Annotated in this window: 23 protein-coding genes and 1 pseudogene; 9 read left to right on the top strand and 15 right to left on the bottom strand. The window is 54.1% G+C overall.

Annotated features, from left to right (window positions below):
- Nucleotides 1–136 precede the first annotated feature (136 nt).
- The 5 genes from PJU76_RS01945 to PJU76_RS01930 all read left to right on the top strand — a co-directional run bounded on the left by PJU76_RS01945 (nt 137) and on the right by PJU76_RS01930 (nt 3640).
- Complete coding sequence (locus PJU76_RS01945) at nt 137–616, top strand: rhodanese-like domain-containing protein (protein ID WP_215849195.1); 480 nt, start codon at nt 137–139, stop codon at nt 614–616.
- A gap of 130 nt (nt 617–746) precedes the next feature.
- Entirely contained in the window at nt 747–1838 is a 1092-nt protein-coding gene (locus PJU76_RS01940) for an SDR family oxidoreductase (RefSeq protein WP_271780259.1), read from the top strand.
- 318 nt (nt 1839–2156) lie between these two features.
- Nucleotides 2157–2336 (top strand): type II toxin-antitoxin system HicA family toxin, encoded by a 180-nt coding sequence (locus tag PJU76_RS13670; protein ID WP_408629743.1) that lies wholly within the window; start codon nt 2157–2159, stop codon nt 2334–2336.
- A gap of 5 nt (nt 2337–2341) precedes the next feature.
- Nucleotides 2342–2767 carry a type II toxin-antitoxin system HicB family antitoxin gene (locus tag PJU76_RS01935; RefSeq protein WP_271780258.1) on the top strand — a complete coding sequence of 142 codons (426 nt, stop codon included), beginning with the start codon at nt 2342–2344 and terminating at the stop codon, nt 2765–2767.
- 327 nt (nt 2768–3094) lie between these two features.
- Nucleotides 3095–3640 (top strand): hypothetical protein, encoded by a 546-nt coding sequence (locus PJU76_RS01930; RefSeq protein ID WP_271780257.1) that lies wholly within the window; start codon nt 3095–3097, stop codon nt 3638–3640.
- A 340-nt stretch (nt 3641–3980) separates the two neighbouring features.
- Here the strand turns inward: PJU76_RS01930 and relB are convergent, their stop codons facing one another.
- The gene (gene relB / locus PJU76_RS01925) at nt 3981–4208 is read right to left on the bottom strand and encodes a type II toxin-antitoxin system RelB family antitoxin (RefSeq protein ID WP_009568705.1); all 228 of its coding nucleotides are present in this window, start codon (nt 4206–4208) and stop codon (nt 3981–3983) included.
- On the opposite strand from relB, the gene PJU76_RS01920 reads away from it, so the two are divergent.
- Nucleotides 4207–4356 carry a hypothetical protein gene (locus PJU76_RS01920; RefSeq protein WP_009568703.1) on the top strand — a complete coding sequence of 50 codons (150 nt, stop codon included), beginning with the start codon at nt 4207–4209 and terminating at the stop codon, nt 4354–4356. The genes relB and PJU76_RS01920 overlap by 2 nt on opposite strands.
- 593 nt (nt 4357–4949) lie before the next feature.
- On the opposite strand, the gene PJU76_RS01915 is transcribed toward PJU76_RS01920, so the two are convergent.
- Genes PJU76_RS01915 through PJU76_RS01885 form a run of 7 tightly spaced genes read right to left on the bottom strand, consistent with a single transcriptional unit; the run spans nt 4950 to nt 7869 of the window.
- Complete coding sequence (locus PJU76_RS01915) at nt 4950–5204, bottom strand: hypothetical protein (protein ID WP_271780256.1); 255 nt, start codon at nt 5202–5204, stop codon at nt 4950–4952.
- A complete protein-coding gene (locus tag PJU76_RS01910; protein ID WP_271780255.1) occupies nt 5191–5367 on the bottom strand; it encodes a hypothetical protein in 177 nt (58 codons plus the stop codon). Before PJU76_RS01910 ends, PJU76_RS01915 begins: the two co-directional genes overlap by 14 nt.
- Nucleotides 5368–5379: 12 nt before the next feature.
- Nucleotides 5380–5589, bottom strand: a complete 210-nt coding sequence (locus tag PJU76_RS01905; RefSeq protein ID WP_271780254.1) for a hypothetical protein — start codon at nt 5587–5589, stop codon at nt 5380–5382.
- Nucleotides 5590–5591: 2 nt separating this feature from the next.
- Nucleotides 5592–6644, bottom strand: coding sequence for a hypothetical protein (locus PJU76_RS01900; protein ID WP_271780253.1), 1053 nt, complete (start codon nt 6642–6644; stop codon nt 5592–5594).
- Between the two features lie 14 nt (nt 6645–6658).
- The gene (locus PJU76_RS01895; RefSeq protein ID WP_271780252.1) at nt 6659–7381 is read right to left on the bottom strand and encodes a hypothetical protein; all 723 of its coding nucleotides are present in this window, start codon (nt 7379–7381) and stop codon (nt 6659–6661) included.
- 24 nt (nt 7382–7405) lie between these two features.
- The gene (locus tag PJU76_RS01890) at nt 7406–7720 is read right to left on the bottom strand and encodes a hypothetical protein (RefSeq protein WP_271780251.1); all 315 of its coding nucleotides are present in this window, start codon (nt 7718–7720) and stop codon (nt 7406–7408) included.
- Nucleotides 7717–7869: a hypothetical protein gene (locus tag PJU76_RS01885; RefSeq protein WP_215879628.1), complete on the bottom strand. Its 153-nt coding sequence runs from the start codon at nt 7867–7869 to the stop codon at nt 7717–7719. The genes PJU76_RS01890 and PJU76_RS01885 overlap by 4 nt, the downstream gene beginning before the upstream one ends.
- A gap of 439 nt (nt 7870–8308) precedes the next feature.
- Here PJU76_RS01885 and iscB point away from each other — a divergent pair, with 439 nt between their 5' ends.
- A complete protein-coding gene (iscB, locus tag PJU76_RS01880) occupies nt 8309–9652 on the top strand; it encodes an RNA-guided endonuclease IscB (protein ID WP_271780250.1) in 1344 nt (447 codons plus the stop codon).
- A gap of 949 nt (nt 9653–10601) precedes the next feature.
- Nucleotides 10602–11534: pseudogene (gene tnpC / locus PJU76_RS01875) on the top strand (IS66 family transposase); the annotation flags it as partial.
- Nucleotides 11535–11911: 377 nt separating this feature from the next.
- On the opposite strand, the gene PJU76_RS01870 reads toward tnpC, so the two are convergent.
- The 6 genes from PJU76_RS01870 to PJU76_RS01845 all read right to left on the bottom strand — a co-directional run bounded on the left by PJU76_RS01870 (nt 11912) and on the right by PJU76_RS01845 (nt 16149).
- Nucleotides 11912–13780 carry a hypothetical protein gene (locus PJU76_RS01870; RefSeq protein ID WP_271780249.1) on the bottom strand — a complete coding sequence of 623 codons (1869 nt, stop codon included), beginning with the start codon at nt 13778–13780 and terminating at the stop codon, nt 11912–11914.
- Between the two features lie 36 nt (nt 13781–13816).
- Nucleotides 13817–13939 carry a hypothetical protein gene (locus PJU76_RS01865; RefSeq protein WP_271780248.1) on the bottom strand — a complete coding sequence of 41 codons (123 nt, stop codon included), beginning with the start codon at nt 13937–13939 and terminating at the stop codon, nt 13817–13819.
- Nucleotides 13936–14235, bottom strand: coding sequence for a type II toxin-antitoxin system RelE/ParE family toxin (locus PJU76_RS01860; RefSeq protein ID WP_271780247.1), 300 nt, complete (start codon nt 14233–14235; stop codon nt 13936–13938). Before PJU76_RS01860 ends, PJU76_RS01865 begins: the two co-directional genes overlap by 4 nt.
- The gene (locus PJU76_RS01855; protein WP_271780246.1) at nt 14223–14429 is read right to left on the bottom strand and encodes a hypothetical protein; all 207 of its coding nucleotides are present in this window, start codon (nt 14427–14429) and stop codon (nt 14223–14225) included. The genes PJU76_RS01860 and PJU76_RS01855 overlap by 13 nt, the downstream gene beginning before the upstream one ends.
- Nucleotides 14430–14754: 325 nt before the next feature.
- Nucleotides 14755–15891 (bottom strand): GGDEF domain-containing protein, encoded by a 1137-nt coding sequence (locus tag PJU76_RS01850; protein WP_271780245.1) that lies wholly within the window; start codon nt 15889–15891, stop codon nt 14755–14757.
- 33 nt (nt 15892–15924) lie between these two features.
- Entirely contained in the window at nt 15925–16149 is a 225-nt protein-coding gene (locus PJU76_RS01845) for a DedA family protein (protein WP_271781026.1), read from the bottom strand.
- On the opposite strand from PJU76_RS01845, the gene PJU76_RS01840 reads away from it, so the two are divergent.
- Nucleotides 16148–16318, top strand: a complete 171-nt coding sequence (locus PJU76_RS01840; protein ID WP_271781037.1) for a hypothetical protein — start codon at nt 16148–16150, stop codon at nt 16316–16318. The two genes, PJU76_RS01845 and PJU76_RS01840, sit on opposite strands and share 2 nt — an antisense overlap.
- 10 nt (nt 16319–16328) lie before the next feature.
- Here the strand turns inward: PJU76_RS01840 and PJU76_RS01835 are convergent, their stop codons facing one another.
- On the bottom strand, nt 16329–19106 hold the full coding sequence (locus PJU76_RS01835) for a bifunctional diguanylate cyclase/phosphodiesterase (RefSeq protein WP_271781025.1): 2778 nt from the start codon (nt 19104–19106) through the stop codon (nt 16329–16331).
- Nucleotides 19107–19301: the final 195 nt, after the last annotated feature.

The raw sequence follows: 19301 nt of genomic DNA, 5'->3' as shown, positions 1-19301 counted from the left end.
ATCCGCAGGAAATGCACTATGATCAAACCAGATTGGATGGATTTGGAAAACCTTGTAGTGCATGCATTAGGTATCGTGCCTGCGTGATGTTAGTGGACCATACCATTGCAAACCTGCTTATCGGGGCATATCAAAAATGATTCCGAAAGATACCGCCACAGCCACACCAATTATTCAGGCTGAGCCTATTGAGATAAGTGTGTTGGCGGCTTTAGAACTAAAGCGTCTGAATCTGGCATGCTTAATTGATGTCAGACAGAGGTTCGAGCTCGAAATAGAGGGAGAGATAGACGGAGCATACTCTCTCCCATTGTTTAAGTTCAAACATCTTCTTGGGCATGAGCTCACGCAGGAAGAGCAGGAGATTCTGGATGAGGATTCTCCTGGGATGGAAGACATCCAAAATTTTCTAACCATGATAAACGATCTGCATAATTCTAAAGATTGTATTGTCGTATGTGTTTGTAACAGCGGAAAGCGCAGTATCAACGCCGCACGCTTGCTGCGATTGCTTGGATATCATCGTGCTTTTTCTTTGATTGGCGGATACCGCGCCATGAGGGAAGCAATGGTTACTGAGTTGCCACGGCCTAAAGCTGGTGCATCAACACGGTAACGCAATGTTTGAGTGACAATATTGCAATAGGTTATCCCCCTGCTGCCTTAACAAGTGTCATTACGTCGCCCTGTGACATAGAGGCACAACGCTGCTCAGTTACCGCTTACTTAAGACGGAGTCATCTTTCATGACTAAAAATACAACCGATAAGAATTTTGCGCGCCATCTCATTGTAGTGGGCGGTTATGGCGTGGTGGGAAACGGCGTTGTCGATGCAATTTCTCCGTTATCAAACTGGAGGGTGACGACCGTGGCACGCCGCGAAGCCCCCCACAAATTGTTGAATGGCAAAATTGCACCACCGCATGTTCAGGTTGACTTGCTGGACCTGGCATCTACGAAGAAAGCATTCTCTAGCTTGACCACAGTCACGGATATTGTGTTTTGCGCCTATACGGAGCGTGAAACCATGGCCGCAACTATTGCCCCCAATGTCACCATGTTAAGCAATACCATCACCACTTTAAAAGAAGTAGGAGCCAATCTGAATCATGTTGTGCTGATTGGTGGTGGCAAGTCCTATGGTGAGCACCTCGGTCCCTACAAAACACCTGCGAAGGAACGTGATGCGCGCTTCCTGGGGCCTATCTTCTACAATGACCAAGAAGACCTTTTGTGGGAGCAGGCCGAACGAGATAGGTTTAGCTGGACCGTCCTGCGACCGGACGGTGTGATCGGACCAAGTATCGGTTCGCCAATGAATATGCTGACGGGGTTAGCGAGTTTTGCTTCGATCAGTCGAGAACTTTGTGTTCCCCTCCGCTTTCCCGGCAGTCTCGGTACGTGGTCGGCGTTGCATCAAATGACTGACGCAGGGGTACTAGCCGAAGCCGTTCTCTGGTCATTAACGACGAAGACTGCGCGCAATGAGATTTTCAATGTCACTAATGGTGATAATTTTCGGTGGCAGCATCTTTGGTCAGAAATAGCCGAATTTTTCGATATGCCAACCGCGACACCTCAGCCGATGCTGCTCTCTGAGCAGATGTCCGACAAAGCTTCAATATGGGAGAGAATTGTCAAAAAGAATAAACTTCAGGCGACGCCTTGGGCAGAAATTGCCGCATGGCCGTTCCTTGATGGTTGGCTGAATACCGACTTTGACATGGTTCAAAGCACAATCAAAATTAGGTGTGCGGGCTTTACAGGCTGCATCGATACACATGAGAGCATAGTGCAGCACCTAGGCCACTTGCGCGAATACCGCCTCATTCCATGATTTAGATGCGATCATAGTGGGGTTTGAGTTGGCATGACTGAAATTTTGACGATTTTATCTTGCAATTCATTTAATTGACACTTTGTTTTCAAAAATTTTTATGGCCTAATCCGATCCTGAATGCATCGATAAATCCGTACATATTTTTATGTTCAGTAAACGTCACCAAAGCGCGATGCGTGTTGCTTATCACACGCTCAACGTCCGGTTGCGCTGCGTACCAGTCTAAGATATCACTCCTCCAAGTCCACAGTGGGTGAGAGGGATGCCTTGCCCAATTACGATTGACAACCACAACAGAACTGTTATAGTTTGGCCATGAACTCGCATGAATTCAAGCGTTGGCTCGCCAGGCAAGGGGCGACGTTTCAAACTGGAAAGGGGTCGCACCTGAAGGTTTTCCTGAATGGACGTCAGTCGGTGCTCCCGATGCATGCCGGGGAGCTCAAAACAGGTCTTGTCGAGGCAATCAAAAAACAACTTGGGTTGAAGGGGTGACCAAAATGAGCGATTTCCAATTTCCAGTAATGCTGGAACCACAGCCTGAAGGCGGTTTCGTGGTGACCTTTCCTGATATCCCTGAAGCCATAACGCAGGGGGAGGATGAGGAAGAGGCGCTCTTGGTCGCGGTAGACGCGCTTGAGACCGCCCTCTCTATCTATGTAGAAGGGCGGAAACCGCTCCCCATTCCAAGTGCGCCAAAGCGGGGCCAGAAAACCATTAGCCCATCCGCCTTGGAATGTGCCAAGCTAGGCTTATACCGTGCCATGTTGGAACAGGGGGTTCGAAAAGCTGAACTTGCCCGTAGGTTAGGTTGGCATTTGCCCCAGGTAGACAGATTATTTGATCTAAATCATGCTTCTCGCCTTGATCAGATCGAAGCAGCTGCGCGTGCGCTTGGGCGACATGTTGAGGTCCGTGTGGCCTGAGGGATAAAGAGCGGGTGCTCGATGAAACGAAAATTCGGCTCCAGACTGTAAGCGGTCTATTTTGTCAGAAAGAAGCATATGGAATCACACGATCTGAGGTAGCCAATTACGTTTTCCCAAAGAGAACAGCCTGATAAGAAGTGCACTTATCCACACGGCAAATAGGTCTGTGAAATGTTTTGGTCTGCTTGGGATAGGTGCCGACGGGTTTCATGTTCTGTAGCCAATAGAAGTGAATATTCATTGTGATTTGCATGGTTGTCCGCCAAGGTAATAGAGGCGCGTCTAATTATATGAGTTTATTTCAGACAAATCTGGAGGACGGTTTTGAGCTCCCCAACTAACGTTGAGGTTGACCAATTCTACCGCGCATATGGGGCCGCGATATTCGCTTGGCAGGAAGTTGAAACGGCACTATTCAAGCTCTACCATTCGATAAACGTGCTGAATGGTGAGCGTAATATTATGGTTTCAGCAATGAACTACTATAAGAAAAAGTCGTTCGGACCGAAGCTGCAGCTAGTTAGCAAACTGGTAACAGGTGCCTGCGCAAGAAAATATATCGACTGGGACGCTTTAGAAGCCGATCTAAAATACGAATCTGAGTTTCGAAACTTTCTTGCCCATAGTCCCGTTCAATTAATGATCAATCCTGATGGATCAGTTGGTATAGAGCTCGTAGATCCAATATTTCTGCCATTATCGATGAGAAGCGGTGCTTCTATTTTCCGAAAATATGACAGTAACGAATGCGTGATCATTTGTGAGCGCTTTAAAGATATTGCCCGACGCATTGATACGGAACGCGCGAAAGTTCCGCATAAATTTAAAAATAACCAATTGATTCTTCCGGAAGACTACGAACCAGAGTAGGGATCTTCCAATGACCGCTCCCGCTGCGATCCTGTCATTGGAAGTAACCCGCACACCGGGGATAGAAAACCTGCGCAGACCAGGGTGATATTTTTTGTCCGTAAACAATGGCTGGTATACATCTTTTTTTAGAAGAAAATTCAATGATGAGGAGTTACAGTATACAACCCCATCACCGTCCAGGCTTGCCATAAATGCACTAACCGTTTGATTAGCATGGCTGCCCAGCATACAACTATGTTTCAGTCATACAGCTACACACTCGCGCAAAAACGCCGTGATGCGCTTGGCGAGCGGCTTATCCAGCTTCGCAAGATGCTTGCTGGAAGCCTCGCTGAACCTAATCCGCCAGGCCAAGACTGCGCTCCACCTCTTCCAAAGAGTATGTCTGGCTGCGGCCAGCGCGAATTTCGATTAACTCCTGCTCGGCCAGGTACAAATCCTCGATGTCTTCCAGATGCTCCAGTATGGCCTCAGTGGCATAGAAAGTTTTGCTGCGGCCAGTTTTAACGGCCAGCTCGTTGAGCCTGCGTTCAATCTCTTCCGGCAATCTGATGGATATGGGCATGGCGTTTCTCCGTATGCGATACGTTTATCGCATTTTTGGCGCGTTCCGCAAAAAGCGCAACAATGGCGTGGCCGCCGCAGCCGGATCAGACCACCCGGATGCTTTTATTGGGCGCGCAAGTACGGGAACGCCGATACAGATAAAATGAGTAGCGCATAAAGCTGTCGAGACTTGGAGAGTCCTTGAGGACAAGAGCTATCTGCTTTCGTTGCTCATTGATTAGTCCCCAGGACCACCTGTGCCTGAATGAGTTGTCGCGCCGCGATCCGCACTCCCATCGCGGACGGGATGCACTCCAGCAGGCGCTCCGCAGCGAATACGCGGCCACGGGGATCCTCCAGGCGTTCCAGGGATCGACCGGCGCCGGGCGTTCCGTACCTGATCGCTAAGCAGGCAAGCGGAATCAGCAGCAGGGGGTTGGAATCCGATAATTGCCGCGTTGTACCAGGTCGGGTTGTGAATGGGCAGCACCCGGCCCAGACTGTAGCCCCGCCAGCGGCCTTCTTTGGCCACAACTGGATGAACCATGGGCGTCAAAAAAGAGCCGGCGGATTCCGCCGGCCATGGCCATCGTGAAAGCCCAGTCATCAGGAGTCTTTGGGCCAAACCCCATCTTTTAGAAGGTACCGCATGGCCATCCTGCGCCGGTATCCAGTCACGTAGCGGGCCTCGTCTGGAGCCTTGCCCATCGCCTTGTCGGCCATCTCGCGCGTGATGAGCCAAACGGCGACTCGATCCGGCTCAGAGAGCGGTCTCGGTCGCATCGCCGCCCCCCTTCGCGTCGCGGGATTCCCACCGGTCCTTGACCAGCCCATGGCGCTTGGCGATGTCCTGGATCTCGACCTCCAGGACGTCGTCGTCGAGGGAGAACACCCCGGCCCCCTCCATGGCGCGGCAGATCCGCGCCCGCCGCTTCTCCATGGCCTTGGCCGCCGCGATCTTGGCCTCCAGGTCGGCCTTCATCTTTTCCAGCTTTTTGACGTCATTCCCCGCCATTTTCAGCCTCCTTGCCCGGCCACGTTGGCCTCTTCATGCATCCTGCCGTTGCGATTACCGCCGCCGCAAAAGCGTCGCCATTGTTCGCCTTATCGTCGATTTCACGACGAAAAAAAACGTCCGTCAGATACTTCTGTGCTGATACTTTCCAGAACTTGTCCATTTCACTTCTCCTTTAAAGTGAGGCACGGATGACGCTGGCCCCATAATTTTTGACAGTTTGCTTGATTGTTGAGAGCGAGGCCGACCGCCGGAAGCCGTCGGCAGACACGCAAACAACGGCCCCCTCCATGGCGCGGCAGATCCGCGCCCGCCGCTTCTCTATGGCCTTGGCCTCCAGGTCGTCCTTCATCTTTTCCAGCTTTTTGACGTCATTCCCCGCCATTTTCAGCCTCCTTGCCCGGCCACGTTGGCCTCTTCATGCGTCTTGCCGCTGACACCTTCGCGCTCGCTCCGCCCCAGACTCCGGCTCTCGCCCAGGGAACGGCTGACGTTCCGCGAGAAGGACAGACTGACCTCCCTCCCCGAGATCCTGCCGTCGCCCAGCCACTTCACGCCGTCCTGAGTGACGCTCAGACCGGACTGGCCGCCGACGTAGGTCGCGCCGCCGATCCTGAAACCCATCGCGCCACCGTCGGGAATCGATCCAGATCCATTGATGGTCACGCCCTGGTCGGCGACCACCGCCTTCGCCCGATTCCACATTCGGGCCAGATCGTAGGATGGGATTCCATAAAAGGCCTTCACGATCTGGATCCGCGCCTCTCGCTGTCCCGCCAAGGCGGTTTTGGGCAGGGAGTAATACAGCCTGGTCAGGAGGAGATTGGAGAACTGCGCCGTCTCGGCGAGTCCTTGCGCGAAATTGTCGTCCTTGCGTTCATTGAAGCCATCCCTCCACCCCATGATCGGCATGGCCGACCCGAAGATCGTGGCCACGCCGGCGGCATAGTGGACACACAGGGATTGGGGATTGCGCCGGTACGCCGCCAACTCGACCTTCGCTATCCCCGCGTCCGCCCCGCCTCCGGCGGCCCCCTTCTCCAACTTCGCGACGGCTAATTTTTCGTTGAGGCACGGGGTGGCGGAAAAGGCGTAGGGATACCCGACCAGCACGGTGCTTTTCTTCAACGGGGCGAGCCCCATTTTCACGGCGGCAGTGCCGTCCACGATGGTCCAGCCCAGATCGGGGTTCAGCACGGCGCCGCGCGGTTTCCCGGCATCAACGCTCCGCCGCAGGGCGGAGACCAGAATCGGCACCGCCGGCTCCTTGATCTCCAGATCCGCCTGCCGATGGGTATTCACGTCCATCTTCTTCTCGACGCCGGACGACTGCTCGGTTCCGTTCGTCTTCTCCGAGCCGCTGCCAACCGTGCTCTTGCTGCACCCCGACAATGCCGCCGCAAGGGCGGCGGCCACCAGGAATAATGACCGTTTTTTCATGTCTCCTCCCGCTCTCATCTGACGTAGCTGGCCATTACCCGGCATTTCAGACCGTGAAACCGCTTCGACATCCGGCAGTATCTGGTCTGAACCATATCGGACACGCCCCCAGCGCCGGCGAGCAAGTCCATGCTTGACCACGGCGCGGACAGCGGGATTCGGATTTCCCCCTGCCCACTAGCGCTGCTAAGCGCCAGGCCAGCCAAATGCGTCGCCCGAGCGGTCCACTTGCCCGTCGGGTAGAAGCGGTAGGGCGTCATCTGCCCGACGAGAGTCGGCGTCACCATGTTCCTGGTGTAACTCCCGTCATGTTCGGCCAGTGCCCGTATTTTCCTGGGCGCGTCGCGGAGCGGGAGAGCAAATCCCCCCGTCTCCGAACAGGCGATGGTCCCCACCGCGTCGGAATCAACATGGCAATCCGTCTCCAACGCGACGAAATTCCCCATCCTACGCAGATCTCTTTCTCCGACCTTGAACGTGAGCCGGGGATATTTGATGACGACGTCGCCGGTCCCGGCGCAATATTGGCGATTTCCGCTCATCGCCGAGCACTTTCCCTTCCATCGCCCGATGGGAACTTCCGCGTAGTATGGAGTTCCGGCGGCGGGCTTCGCCGGAAAATTTTCCGCCATGCCTCCGAGGGCCCCCGTGTTCCGATCGAATCCGCTCGTCGAGGCGACGGAGGAGCAAGAGAAGAGAGTCGCCGAAATAGCTGCCAACAACATAACGTGTTTCATGATGTCTCCTTGAAATAAAGTGATTTAATGCAAAATGGATGACGCCACCTTGGCCTGGGCGGCCCCGGTGCTTTGCTGAACCGACTGCAGGTTACGGCGCTGTTTCTGGGCCTCGCCGCAGACGCGGGCGATCCGCACCGCGTCCATGGCCTTTTGCTGGGCGCTTTCATTCCCCAGGCTGCGGTCGTAGGTCGCGTCGAACCGCGCCCCGGAGCACCGCTGCGCGGCCTCCATGGCGGTTTGCTGCGCCTGGTTCTCCTTGTTGATCTGGATGAAGAGCCAAACGGCCAGCAGGCCCGTGACCAGCAACAAAAAAATGGACGGGGGGGTGATCTTCACAGCCATCCCCCGACCTTGGAACCAGCCCAAACGCCCGCGACCGCCACCCAAGTCCAGGGCGACGCCAGCACGGAGAGCAGGATGTGCCCCGCCGGGCTCCGCCGGAATTCAAACCACAACCACTCGACCGTTCCCATTTCATCTTTCATCGCCGACTCCTTGTCGATGTCGAGAAAGCCGAATTGCCTCCTCACCCCTATTCCCCCAGGAGGCGAAATTTTTTGTGATTGGGCGCGGAAGCATCCGCCGCTTCGGCGAAAATATTTCGCCTTCTGGGGGAATAGGTGCATACAACGGTTTTGGCGCCGCTCGCCGTTCCCTCAAGGAGCAAGGGCTTCAAAGCCCTTTGGGCGGCCAGGGAAAGCCGTAAACAGTCGGCTACGTTTGCAACAGGTCGTCGAGACGCACCGGCGGATGCTTCCTCAGTCCGCCGCCCTGCAAGGCGGAGATCATGCTGGCGAAAGGCAAAGCGCCGAAGGTTTCAGTCGCACCCTGAAAAGGTGGAGCCGGTTGCAGACATTCCCGAGGGGAGACGGGCCGCAAGGCCCGCGTTACAAGGCCCGTAAGGGCCAGAAGGAGGCAGTAGCGATGGCAGTATTCGTGCTCGACAAAAGGAAGAAGCCGCTGATGCCGTGTTCTGAAAAACGCGCCCGGCTGCTGCTGGAACGTGGCCGGGCGGTAGTGCATAGGATCCGCCCATTCGTCATTCGGCTCAAAGACCGGATTGGCGGTGAAACCCAGCCGCTGCGACTCAAGATGGATCCCGGCGGCAAGACGACGGGACTGGCCCTGGTGCGCGAGAAGGAAATCATGGCCGAAGATGAGAGCCGCCATGTGGCGATCGTGCTCATGCTCATGGAGCTCACTCATCGCGGAGAGACCATCCATAAAATTCTGAAACAGCGGAAGGAGCATCGCCGATCTCGGCGCGGCAAGCTGCGCTACCGCGCCCCGAGATACGCCAATCGCACCCTCCCCGCCGGCTGGCTCCCGCCATCTCTGCGGCATCGCGTGGAAACGACGATGACGTGGATGGAGAGAATTCGCCGCTGGGCGCCGGTCCAAGCTTTATCGCAGGAGGTGGTCCGATTCGACACGCAGGCCATGGAGAACCCGGAAATTCGCGGCATCGAGTATCAGAAAGGACCATTGACCGGCTACGAAATGCGGGAATATCTCCTGGAAAAGTGGGGCAGACGATGCGCCTACTGCGACAAGGAGGATGTTCCTTTGGAGATCGATCACATCCAACCCCGCAGCCTGGGCGGCAGCGATCGGGTCAGCAACCGCACCTTGGCCTGCGTCCCCTGCAATCAGAAGAAAGGCAACCGAGACGCACGGGACTTTCTTGCCGATGATCCACGACGCCTTGCTCGAATCGAGGCTCGCCGCAAGGCGTCTTTGCGCGGAGCGGCTGCGGTCAACAGCACCCGATGGGCACTATGGCAGCGGCTGGCGGGAACAGGGTTGCCCGTGGAGTCGGCCAGCGGCGGCAGGACAAAATGGAACAGAGAGCGTTTCGGAATCGCGAAGAGTCATTGCCACGACGCCGCTTGCGTGGGGCATGTGGACGCCGTTTTTGGCTGGCAACACCCGGTCCTATGCATAAAGGCCGTGGGGCGCGGCAGATACCAACGGACGACCTTGACGCGGTACGGTTTCCCGCGTGCCTATAAAACGAGGGAAAAGCGCCTTTTCGGCTTTCAGACGGGAGACATAGTCCAGGCGGACGTACCGGCTGGGAAGAACAAGGGCAGTTATCTGGGCCGGGTGACCGTCCGTGCGAACGGCATATTCAAGCTCTACACGAGGGAAAAGAAGATGGAGTACCTCAAACATGAATATTGCCGCCTGGTCCAGCGTGGGAATGGGTATGACTACGCCATCGACCATCCGGCGGATGCCAACCATTCGGCCTACCTACCCTCATAAACGCTTTCCCCTGACGCTCTCGCACCCGGCGGCGGATTTGCTCCAGCGAGACTTATCAGTTCGGCCAGGTCCTCAGTAGTTTTCCATTGGCCCCTACGGGCCGATTTTCGGCCAATTCTTGTGACGAAATCGTGCCAACGGCGCCGTGACGTTTTCGGGCCGGTAATGAGGCAGAACAAGGCGTTGCTGGACCGGCTGTGACCGGGAAACGCCCGACGCACCTATTTTAATCTATTGTTTTTGTTGCACTTGTCATCTGTTAACCCGTTTGTGATTCCGGTTGTCGCGGGTTCGAGCCCCGTCAGCCACCCCATATAAACAAGGGCTTAGGTGATAAAACCTAAGCCCTATTGTATTTATGCTGCACTTTGGTTGAAATTTAGTGCAGCGTGAGGTTGCAGCACGGTGGCAACGATCAATGCAAGAAAAGGTCCGGATGCAAACAACAAACTCGTCATAATCGGGTGGCAGGCCATCATTCGGAAGCAAGGTCATCCCAGCCAGACACGAACCTTCCGAACAAAACGCGACGCAGAGGCATGGGCCAAGGTCACGAAGTCGGAAATGTTACGGGGGATCTGGCTCGACCGCTCCGAAGCAGAGAGCACAACGCTTGGTGAGGCTCTCCAGCGATATGCCGACGAGGTATCCATCAATAAGAAAGGATCAGCCTCTGGGCCAAGCGCCTGGAGCAGGGTCGATTCCTCTCGGACTGGCAGAAAGTGACGCCGCGTGAAATGGATTGGACGGGCCTCAAGCTGATGCTCGAAGGCACTGAGCCGGGGCATCTGCGCAAGCGCTATAAAATGCCGCAAAATGCGCAATAAATGTGGCTTTCTTATGGACAAAATAGCCGGTCATTGGGCAGAAGATAAAACGGAAGCCGTGCCTTTCTTCGATGAAAACCGGGTGCCGGTAGAAACCATCGAGGTCCCCAACCCGGAAATAGCTGACCCAACTCATGCAGCAGATCGCGCGCCTCCTGGAACCCATCTACGAGGCCCAGTTTGAATCCATCCGCGCCTCCCGGGTCAAAGCCATGGATGAAACCCCCATCAAGGCCGGTCTGAAAGGACCGGGCAAAATGAAGCAAGGCTACTTCTGGCCAGTTTATGGGGAGCTGGATGAAATCTGTTTCCCTTACTGCGAGAGCCGACGGGCGGAGCATGTGGATCAACTCCTGGGACTGACCGCACCCCCCGGATCCGTGCTGATCACCGATGGATATGCCGCCTACAGCCGTTATGCGCAAAAAACGGAAGGGCTGACCCATGCCCAGTGCTGGGCGCACACCCGCCGAGAATTCTTCGAGAGCCAGGACGCCGATCCGCAGCGGGCGGCCATGGCGCTGGAGATGATCGGCAACCTCTATGCGGTGGAAGCCGAGATTCGCGAGCAGGGACTGAAAGGCGCCAAAAAGCAGGATGTCCGGCTGACCAAAGCCAAGCCCTCGGTAGAGGCGTTCTTCACCTGGGTGGCCGACACGGCCGCCGATACCGGATTACTGCCCAGTAATCCGCTGAGCAAAGCCCTGGCCTATGCCCACAAACGCCGGGCGGGGCTGGAGGTATTCCTGAGCGATGCCGCCGATGTGCCCATCGACACCAACCACCTGGAGCGGGGCTTACGGGTGATTCCCATGGGCCGGCGGGCCTGGCTGTTCTGCTGGACGGAACTGGGTGCCAAGCAGGTCGGCATCGTGCAGAGCCTACTGACCACTTGCCGCCTCCACGATATTAATCCCTATGACTACCTGGTCGATGTCCTGCAGCGGATCAGCCAGCATCCCAGTGCTCGCGTCGCCGAGTTGACCCCGCGACTCTGGAAGCAACACTTCGCCGCTAACCCCCTGCGCTCGGACCTCTATAACATCTCCCGGTAAACCACAAGATACGCCGCTCAGTTACCGCTTACTTGCATGCTACAATTGACCGATCACAAAACAAACAAATAGGTGGCACCAAGAAAAAAGAATGCAAGTGATTTCATTAACCTGATGGTAACACCGGTCGCGAACATGTGACGCTTTGTTAGTGATGTCTTGCCCCTATAGACAAGATATACTGGAAAAGCAAAAATCCAAAACGCCAAAACTCCTATGGCGATGGTGAGTGGTGAGCACTTACCAAAAAAATGCCACAATCGGTTTGAACATTCAGAGGAGACACTTCGTTTTGAAGCGTCATAATAAACCCAAGCGGAAAACGACAAATCAATAAATTCTATTACAGAACTTGCGCCCATTTCACCGCTCCAAATTTAATGTGCAAGATGATGATCGAGTAACCACGTGTATATATCCTGGGGTACGCCTTGTGGTATCCCAAGGGTGTCGCATGTTTTTGTAATCGCCCCACGGTTTCCTTCTTGGTTGGATGCTTCCCATTTGGTCATGAACTTCTCGTGCTGAAGTGCAACGCCTGTCAGTGTAAGTGGCGGAGATAAAAAATCATGCCCTCGTTCATACAATCGCACTGAGCCATAGGTCATCCTTGAGGCCATGCCCGATTCAGCCAGCATATTTCGTGCATTCTTCTCAAGAGGGATACCCGTCAAAACGGCAACTCTACTTACATGATAGGTAGATATATACGAGGCGAGATGTGCAGGATTTATTTCATTGTACTGCCCTTTCGTGAGCGGGATCACCACATGCCAGAGGTTAAATGGATAGGGCACAGATCCCGTATAACCTTCTGCCATTGAGAAGCACATTCCGGCTGCCGCCTGGTAAAGCATGCTGTCACCAGATAGCCCAAATGGAATCACAATGAGGCTGGTGTTCTTCGGCATCAGGCGACAAATAGCTTTGGAAGAAAAAAAGTGCGGCACGTGAGTTGGACTCCAATTATTATAAATGTTAGGGTTCGGGAAGATGCACGCCAATCCCAGCATTGTTAAACCAGACCGAACAATCGCATCACGCTTTCTATGAGAATCGACAACCCAAACCGCTACCAGAATCCCCATAACAAGCCATGCATACATCATAAATCGGGACGGTAGTGCATATCCTAATAATGGCAGATGATACAGAAGTATCCATGGAGCAGTACTTATAGGGATTCCTACCACATGAAGAATCGGCCCGAATGACGCGACAACGATGATACCAAGCATAATGATCAGAATCCTGATCTTTTGTTCGCTCCAGTATTTCATTATGATCGTTATCAATATAGTCAATAGTGGCAAACCAATATATCCACCATCCTCTGCGTAATCGCCAGAAAACAAGTGAGTTATAAAAGTCATAGAGCTTCCCCCCAACCATGTCACGGGGGTCGGGATGAAGTAATTTAGGAGGTCAGTACCGAAACCGATAATGCTTGGGGCACTGCCGCCTGAGAACTGCTTCGATGAGTCAAACATTGCCACCAAAATTGGAGACATCAACAACAAGGCACCGATGTAGCCCAATGCCAAACCCAAAAAAATAGTTTTAAGGCTAACACGATATTGTGTGGCATAAAAATAAGAAAATGCCAATGCCGCCACAATAAAAATAGTGAACGTTGTAAAAATCTCGCTAGATGTATAAAACTGAAATGCCAGTAGCATGGCTAACATTACAGAAGCTTTCCAAGTTTTCCATGATCGCTTCGATGCTAAAATACAAACCCATAAAAAAAGAGGAATGGCGGCAGTGAATGTCAGATTTAAGTGCCCGAGAAGTTGACCAAATTCATAAGTTGAAAAACCGAAAAGATATCCACCCAAAAAGGCGGGCCACCATTCCCTTATGATCTCGCGGATCATTAGAAAGGCTGACCAGGCGGCCAACACAGGGGAGAGGATTATCAGTGTGTTATAGCTTGCAATTGGTCCGAACTTGGCGGTAATAGGCCACGAAAGGATTGCCAGACTAGGTATAGATGTTGTCCATGCGAGGTTTACCCCGCTTGGTGCCCATAGAAGTTTAGTAACGAACGGATCAAGCCCGTGATTTATAGCAAAAGGCCACCAAGCGAGAAACCAAACAAAGGAAATCGAATCGGTGCCGCCGCCGATGCAATGCGTAAGCCAATCGTGAAAGCTGTTCTTCCACGCAACTCCAAAGATTAGTATAGCAAATAAAAAGTATAAGAGTAGCGTGCTGAAGGTTATAAATATGGAACGCAATTTCATGTAAAATAAAACCTTTTTATTGTTGGATTCTTACTATCAGGTCATCTCCGCCATGTCGGGATTCAACGGAAGCGTTTGAAATGCCGTTCTCAAGTTAGTGATGAGTGCCGCAACCGAAAGTACCGCAAACAACCCCCACAACGCCCAGCGTTTGGTCATGGCAGATACCGGTCGATGTTCAACGCACCATGAAACACGCCTATCACTTCAATCGTTTCTGAATCATTTCTATGCAGATAGGCCACGCGATAGTGGCCATAGAGGATCATGCGCACCTCGCCTTCCGGGACAACGCGCAGGCGCGTCCCCATATCTGGAAAGGATGTGAACGTTTCCGCTTTCTCCAAGATGCCATCAATGACCCTAACCGCAGCGTTGGGGTTATCCTGCGCCACGTAACGATGGATAACTTCCAGCCAATCCAGCGCCTCGTTCGTCCATTTCAACTCCGCCATGAACAGATTCTCTGCAGTGCCTCCTGGTGACTAACAGAACGCCCGGCACGCACATCGGCCAAGCCACGTTCCACCATGCGCTCGAAGGCCAATTCGCGCATGATTTCCTCGTAGCTGGCATCATCAGGCTGAGCCTCGATCACTTTATGCAGTAAAGTCTTGGCTGTGGATGTTTCGTTAATTTGCGACGTCATAGGAGCGATCCTTGGTTGATCATGAAATTCAGCAGATAATCCTATATAACCGCAACAGAGATAGTACCGCAAGCAACCCCTTGCAGGTCCCTGCGGCCTGCAAGGGATAGCATCAATGACACGCCATGGTGGTGGTTTGGGCTTTGCTGGTCATGCCGACTGCAAGTCAATTTGCTGGTGATCATGGCAGCTATTCCTGCGGGTTTCGAGGCGACTTATGGTAAGGATGTTCCTCGCCGTCGGCAAGCCTTGCAGGCCGCAAGCCTCCGTTTTTGGCGACAGATTCCGCGCCCCATACGTTGCGAGCCAAGGGGGCAGCAGATCGCTATTCCGTGACGATTCGGCCCTTTCCATTGATTTTGACCTGGTACATACGGTTGTCGGCCAGCTTGACCAGGTCGCTCCAGTTTTTGCCACTTTCGGCTTGTAATTCGGCAATGCCCCCGCTCATTCCTATGGGTTGTCCGTCCGGCTTCTGCACGGTGCGTCCGTCAAGGATGACCCGCAGGCGCGCCTGGGCCTGTCCGGAATTCGCATAGGGCATCACTATCACAAACTCTTCACCACCCCACCGTATCACGGCATCGCCCGTCCGTACCCCGGATTGCAGCAGTTGTGCCACCTCCTGAAGTACCCGATCCCCTGCCTCGTGACCCCAATTGTCATTAACCCCCTTGAAGTCATCCACATCCAGCATGGCGATAGAGAGTGAATGGGGATGGCGCTCGGCCTGAGCAAACAACAGGGTCAACAGCTCTTCGCCAGCGCGCCGGTTAAACAACCCGGTCAGGGGGTCCGTAGAAGATTGCACGAAGAGTCTTTTCATGCCCTGAAGCTGGCTCATGGCGGCCAGGGTGGCAACACTGGCTACCAGCATCAGGTCAATGAGCTCTGGTAGAATTCGAGGGTCCTGCCGCAGCCATAAGGGCAGTGCAAAAACCGTAAGGAGAGAAAGAGTGAAAGCCAGGGTTTCCAACAGAACCATGGGAAACACCCCGATACTCGCCATGAGTATAAAGGGTAGATAAGTATACTTATCGAAGTATTCCGCCGCGCCATTAAGCCGGGAATGGGCAAGTAATGCGTGTGAAAAAAGGAAGAAAAAAGCGGGAATCAAAAAGAGTATGACCATAGCCAACCGGGCGTGCCGCTGTGTCGGACTGCACCTGCAAAAAAAGGCCAATACGGCAAATGCCACGGCCACGAGAATCCGTCCGCTATCGAGAAGGATGAACAGAGGATGCGGGAGCAGCAGATCATCTACAGCGATCCGGAATGGAGCGAGAATTGCCAGCAGAGCGGCAATGATACGGACACGGGAGAGGATGAAACGCGCCCGTTCGCGCTGGAAAAGATAAGGATGATTGAGACTGGAAAAGAGATCTCGCCATTCTCCCGGGGCCAGGAGGAGAAACGATTGTATGGAACGCGGCACGGCTGCCACTATGGCGTTATCGGGCATGCGCATGGCCGGTGGATAGTCGTGGAAACTTCATTATAGAGCATTCCCTGGCAGATTAGATGCAATCGGATCCATGTGACCCTTTTTCTTACGCCAGTGGTACATATCCCCTACCCACCAGCCCACCAAACCCCATACAAGGACCCAAGCCATGGCACCCAGTAAGCTCCACCATGCGAAGCGCCAAAAACCCATCTTGGCACTGCCTGCCACATAACCCTGCAATTGCCGCAAGGGAACAATGAAGCGCCCCAGCATGACTGCCACGGGACCGTGCCGTTTGAAAAAACAAGCCGTCTTCTCCAGGCGCGGTAATTCCAATCCATCGACCCCAGCGCAGCGGGATAAGATGGCTGATTCCCTGGAGAGCTTCGACACACTGGACGACGCGCAGTCGATGAGCGACGAGGAAACCATCAGTCGTTAGTCGTTATATCCTACGGAATCCTGCGACGATGGGGGGGGGGGGGGGGGGGGGGTAAATTACTTTTGTAATTCAATATATTGAATGACTTAACCCATCCGGGAACCTCATCAGCAGGCATGGGTTTAGAGAAGAGATAGCCCTGCATGGCATGACAATCCAGTGTCTTCAGCAGCTGTAAATGGCCGATGGTTTCCACCCCCTCCGCGACCACTTCGAGACCCAGCATATTGGCCGTCGTTGTAACACCGGCAACAATAGCGAAGTCCCGCGGATCATTGAGGATATCCCGCACGAAGCTCTGATCCACCTTGATCGTTTGGGCTGGCAGTTTCTGCAAGTAGCTCAGGGAGGCACTACCGGTGCCAAAGTCATCCAAAGCAATGCGCAGACCCAACTCGTTACAGACCCGTAGAGTTTCTTGTGCTTTGGGGAAATCCAGCATGGGCGCACTTTCTGTGACCTCGATCTCGCACATTTCAGATGGGATGCCGGGATGCGCCGCCAGAGCCGTGCGTATATCATCCAGAAATCTGGGATCCAGTAGATGGCGGGCACTGACGTTCATAGACATTCGAAAAGGAAGCCCATCGCGATGCCACTGTTCTCCTTGAGCCAATACGGCATCGAACACAAAACAGCCGATGCGCCGGGCCAGACGCGGATGATCCAGGGCTTCGGCAAACGCAACTGGCGGGAGGATTCCGCGTTGCGGATGCGCCATCCGGATAAGCGCCTCGAAGCCGATGATCCCTTCGCAGGGTGCAGCCCCATCGTGGATCGACACCACCGGCTGGTAGTACATGATCAGCCGCTGATCTTCGAGCGCCGCCTGGGTCATCACCATCTCCTCCATGAGTTGTTCCTGTTGAGCATCCATGGTTTTTTCATAGAATCGGTACTGGTTACGTCCGCCATTCTTGGCGGCATAAAGCGCCATATCGGCATGCCGCAACACACTCCGTTGATCACCGTCATCCCAGGGAATGACGGTGATCCCCAAACTGCCCGAGATGGTTACGCTGTTTCCGTCCAAAAGGATCGGCTCGGCAATCGCCTGGAGCAGGCGATTCGCCAAATGTTGCGCCCCTTCCATATGATGGATTTCGGGAAGCACCAAACCAAATTCGTCGCCACCAAGTCGGGCTATCGTATCCTTCGTCCGTAATGCTTCCCGCGTACGGCGCGCCACTTCTCGCAGAAGAATATCCCCCATATCGTGACCCAGGCGGTCATTCACCTGCTTGAACCCGTCCAGGTCCAGGATGCCCACTAGCAGAAGGGTTTCCTGTCGAGTAACCGCGCGAACCGCCTGTTGCAGGCGATCCAGAAACAAGGCACGATTCGGTAAACCGGTGAGCAGATCATGGGTGGCCTGATAGGCGAGATCTGCCGTGAGTTGACGTTTCTCCGTCACATCATGGAAGACCAGCACAACACCCAGAAGGGTGCCATCCCGTGCACGGATAGGGGCGGCTGAATCTTCTATGGCGCGTTCTTCTCCCTGTGCGGTAATAAGTATGGTGTGATTGGCCAGTCCGATAATTTTGCCTTCCTGCAACACCCGTTGAACGGGATTCGCCGCCGGGGCATGGTCTGCTTCCCGGACAATCTTAAAAACCGTATCCAGTGGTTTCCCCAACATTTCAGTACGCGAATAACCCATCAGGGACTCGGCAACGGAATTAATGTCGGTCACCCGCCCGGAGACATCTGTAGTGACAACCGCGTCACCGATGGAGTGCAGGGTAACTTCCGCCCGTTCCTTGGCTTCCCAGAGTAATGACTCCGCAGCGGCTTTTTCCTGTATTCTTTCCCGAGCCATACGCCGGACTGTCAGGTAACCCACGACCGAAAGCAGCAGAAGAGTGAGCATGGCTGCCAGCGGTCCGGTCATACGGTTCCACCAGGCAACCACCAGGACAGAACGTGGCAAGCCCGCTCCGGCCACAAGCGGATAACCGGCTACGCGGTACCATGCGCCCAGGCGCCACTGGTTAACGACCGTCGCCAAACCGTAGTACACATCAGATTGTGCACCTTGATGCGCAAATATGGATTGCGCGGCAATGCCATTTTGCCGAATGCTAAAAGAGGTCTTGGTCGGCGGTGGATAACGGCTTTCCAGAACGCCCCCATTGCGCAAGAGAAAAATAGAGCCATGTTGCGGCAACGGTAGTGCCGCCCAAAAAGGCAACTGCCCATTCTGCAAAGGCAATAGCACTACCATCCGTAGAGGCTTGGGCACGCCATGATCAAGTATCTGCGTCTGCAGAAACAGAGGAACCATCCACGCGCCTTCTCGTGTGTGCATGGACGTGGTTTGTACCGGTGGCCCCATACAAAATCCAGGAGAACGCCAACAATGATCGAGGAGACGGTGTTGTTCCGGGTTGATTTTGAGAGGGGGTTGCACGCCCCTTCCAGATGGAGAAAGTAGCGCATCCAGCAAGCCTTTATCGGCGCCTACGGCGACCGGGGACCCTTGCCATGACCTAACACCGATGGCAGCAAAATTGTGTTCTAATGCCAGATACTTTTCGAGGGCTTGACGGGTGGTGATGGAATGGTTTACCCCTTCTCGATCGACCTCGTTTCCCAGCATCAGCATGGAGTTGTGTGCATCATTTAGAAACAGGTGAGTGCCATCTGCAACAGCGGCGGCCATCGCCAATAGATTGGTGCCATACTGGTGGCGGATTTGCTGCCAATCCGCATAGCCCAACCATCCTCCAACCGCCAACACGACAACCAAAAACACCAGCCAGACGCGATTGAGCCAAGTTAGCATGGGCAAATGAGGTGACACGTTTGCATAAGGGATATGCGACTCGATTCCATTTCTGGGGCAGAGCATTGTACCTGTTAGCTAGTACAGAAACGCAGAGTCTGCCAAGTTTGGTTCATCTGAACTGGGAATGGCGTACTCCCGCAGGGTCTGCTGATCAGTGGCCCGAGCACGGAAAGGGGGCACAGCGCACAAAAT

Source organism: Acidithiobacillus ferriphilus, assembly GCF_028215975.1.
In the GTDB taxonomy this organism is placed as follows: Bacteria; Pseudomonadota; Gammaproteobacteria; order Acidithiobacillales; family Acidithiobacillaceae; genus Acidithiobacillus; species Acidithiobacillus ferriphilus.
Note: the sequence above shows the minus strand (reverse complement) of the source record. Positions and strands in the feature narration are given on the sequence as shown.

What these genes read in the sequence shown, in the direction of transcription:
- iscB (WP_271780250.1), top strand. Translation starts at nt 8,309, where the DNA reads ATGGCAGTATTCGTGCTCGACAAAAGGAAGAAGCCGCTGATGCCGTGT.
- PJU76_RS01895 (WP_271780252.1), bottom strand. Translation starts at nt 7,381, where the DNA reads ATGAAACACGTTATGTTGTTGGCAGCTATTTCGGCGACTCTCTTCTCT.
- PJU76_RS01845 (WP_271781026.1), bottom strand. Translation starts at nt 16,149, where the DNA reads ATGCTGGGGCGCTTCATTGTTCCCTTGCGGCAATTGCAGGGTTATGTG.
- PJU76_RS01905 (WP_271780254.1), bottom strand. Translation starts at nt 5,589, where the DNA reads ATGGCGGGGAATGACGTCAAAAAGCTGGAAAAGATGAAGGACGACCTG.
- PJU76_RS01945 (WP_215849195.1), top strand. Translation starts at nt 137, where the DNA reads ATGATTCCGAAAGATACCGCCACAGCCACACCAATTATTCAGGCTGAG.
- PJU76_RS01865 (WP_271780248.1), bottom strand. Translation starts at nt 13,939, where the DNA reads ATGACCAAACGCTGGGCGTTGTGGGGGTTGTTTGCGGTACTTTCGGTT.
- PJU76_RS01915 (WP_271780256.1), bottom strand. Translation starts at nt 5,204, where the DNA reads ATGGCGGGGAATGACGTCAAAAAGCTGGAAAAGATGAAGGCCGACCTG.
- PJU76_RS01870 (WP_271780249.1), bottom strand. Translation starts at nt 13,780, where the DNA reads ATGAAATTGCGTTCCATATTTATAACCTTCAGCACGCTACTCTTATAC.
- PJU76_RS01850 (WP_271780245.1), bottom strand. Translation starts at nt 15,891, where the DNA reads ATGCCCGATAACGCCATAGTGGCAGCCGTGCCGCGTTCCATACAATCG.
- PJU76_RS01900 (WP_271780253.1), bottom strand. Translation starts at nt 6,644, where the DNA reads ATGAAAAAACGGTCATTATTCCTGGTGGCCGCCGCCCTTGCGGCGGCA.
- PJU76_RS01840 (WP_271781037.1), top strand. Translation starts at nt 16,148, where the DNA reads ATGACTGCCACGGGACCGTGCCGTTTGAAAAAACAAGCCGTCTTCTCC.
- relB (WP_009568705.1), bottom strand. Translation starts at nt 4,208, where the DNA reads ATGCCCATATCCATCAGATTGCCGGAAGAGATTGAACGCAGGCTCAAC.
- PJU76_RS01855 (WP_271780246.1), bottom strand. Translation starts at nt 14,429, where the DNA reads ATGACGTCGCAAATTAACGAAACATCCACAGCCAAGACTTTACTGCAT.
- PJU76_RS01910 (WP_271780255.1), bottom strand. Translation starts at nt 5,367, where the DNA reads ATGGACAAGTTCTGGAAAGTATCAGCACAGAAGTATCTGACGGACGTT.
- PJU76_RS13670 (WP_408629743.1), top strand. Translation starts at nt 2,157, where the DNA reads ATGAACTCGCATGAATTCAAGCGTTGGCTCGCCAGGCAAGGGGCGACG.
- PJU76_RS01940 (WP_271780259.1), top strand. Translation starts at nt 747, where the DNA reads ATGACTAAAAATACAACCGATAAGAATTTTGCGCGCCATCTCATTGTA.
- PJU76_RS01885 (WP_215879628.1), bottom strand. Translation starts at nt 7,869, where the DNA reads ATGAAAGATGAAATGGGAACGGTCGAGTGGTTGTGGTTTGAATTCCGG.
- PJU76_RS01935 (WP_271780258.1), top strand. Translation starts at nt 2,342, where the DNA reads ATGAGCGATTTCCAATTTCCAGTAATGCTGGAACCACAGCCTGAAGGC.
- PJU76_RS01835 (WP_271781025.1), bottom strand. Translation starts at nt 19,106, where the DNA reads ATGCTAACTTGGCTCAATCGCGTCTGGCTGGTGTTTTTGGTTGTCGTG.
- PJU76_RS01860 (WP_271780247.1), bottom strand. Translation starts at nt 14,235, where the DNA reads ATGGCGGAGTTGAAATGGACGAACGAGGCGCTGGATTGGCTGGAAGTT.
- PJU76_RS01920 (WP_009568703.1), top strand. Translation starts at nt 4,207, where the DNA reads ATGGCGTTTCTCCGTATGCGATACGTTTATCGCATTTTTGGCGCGTTC.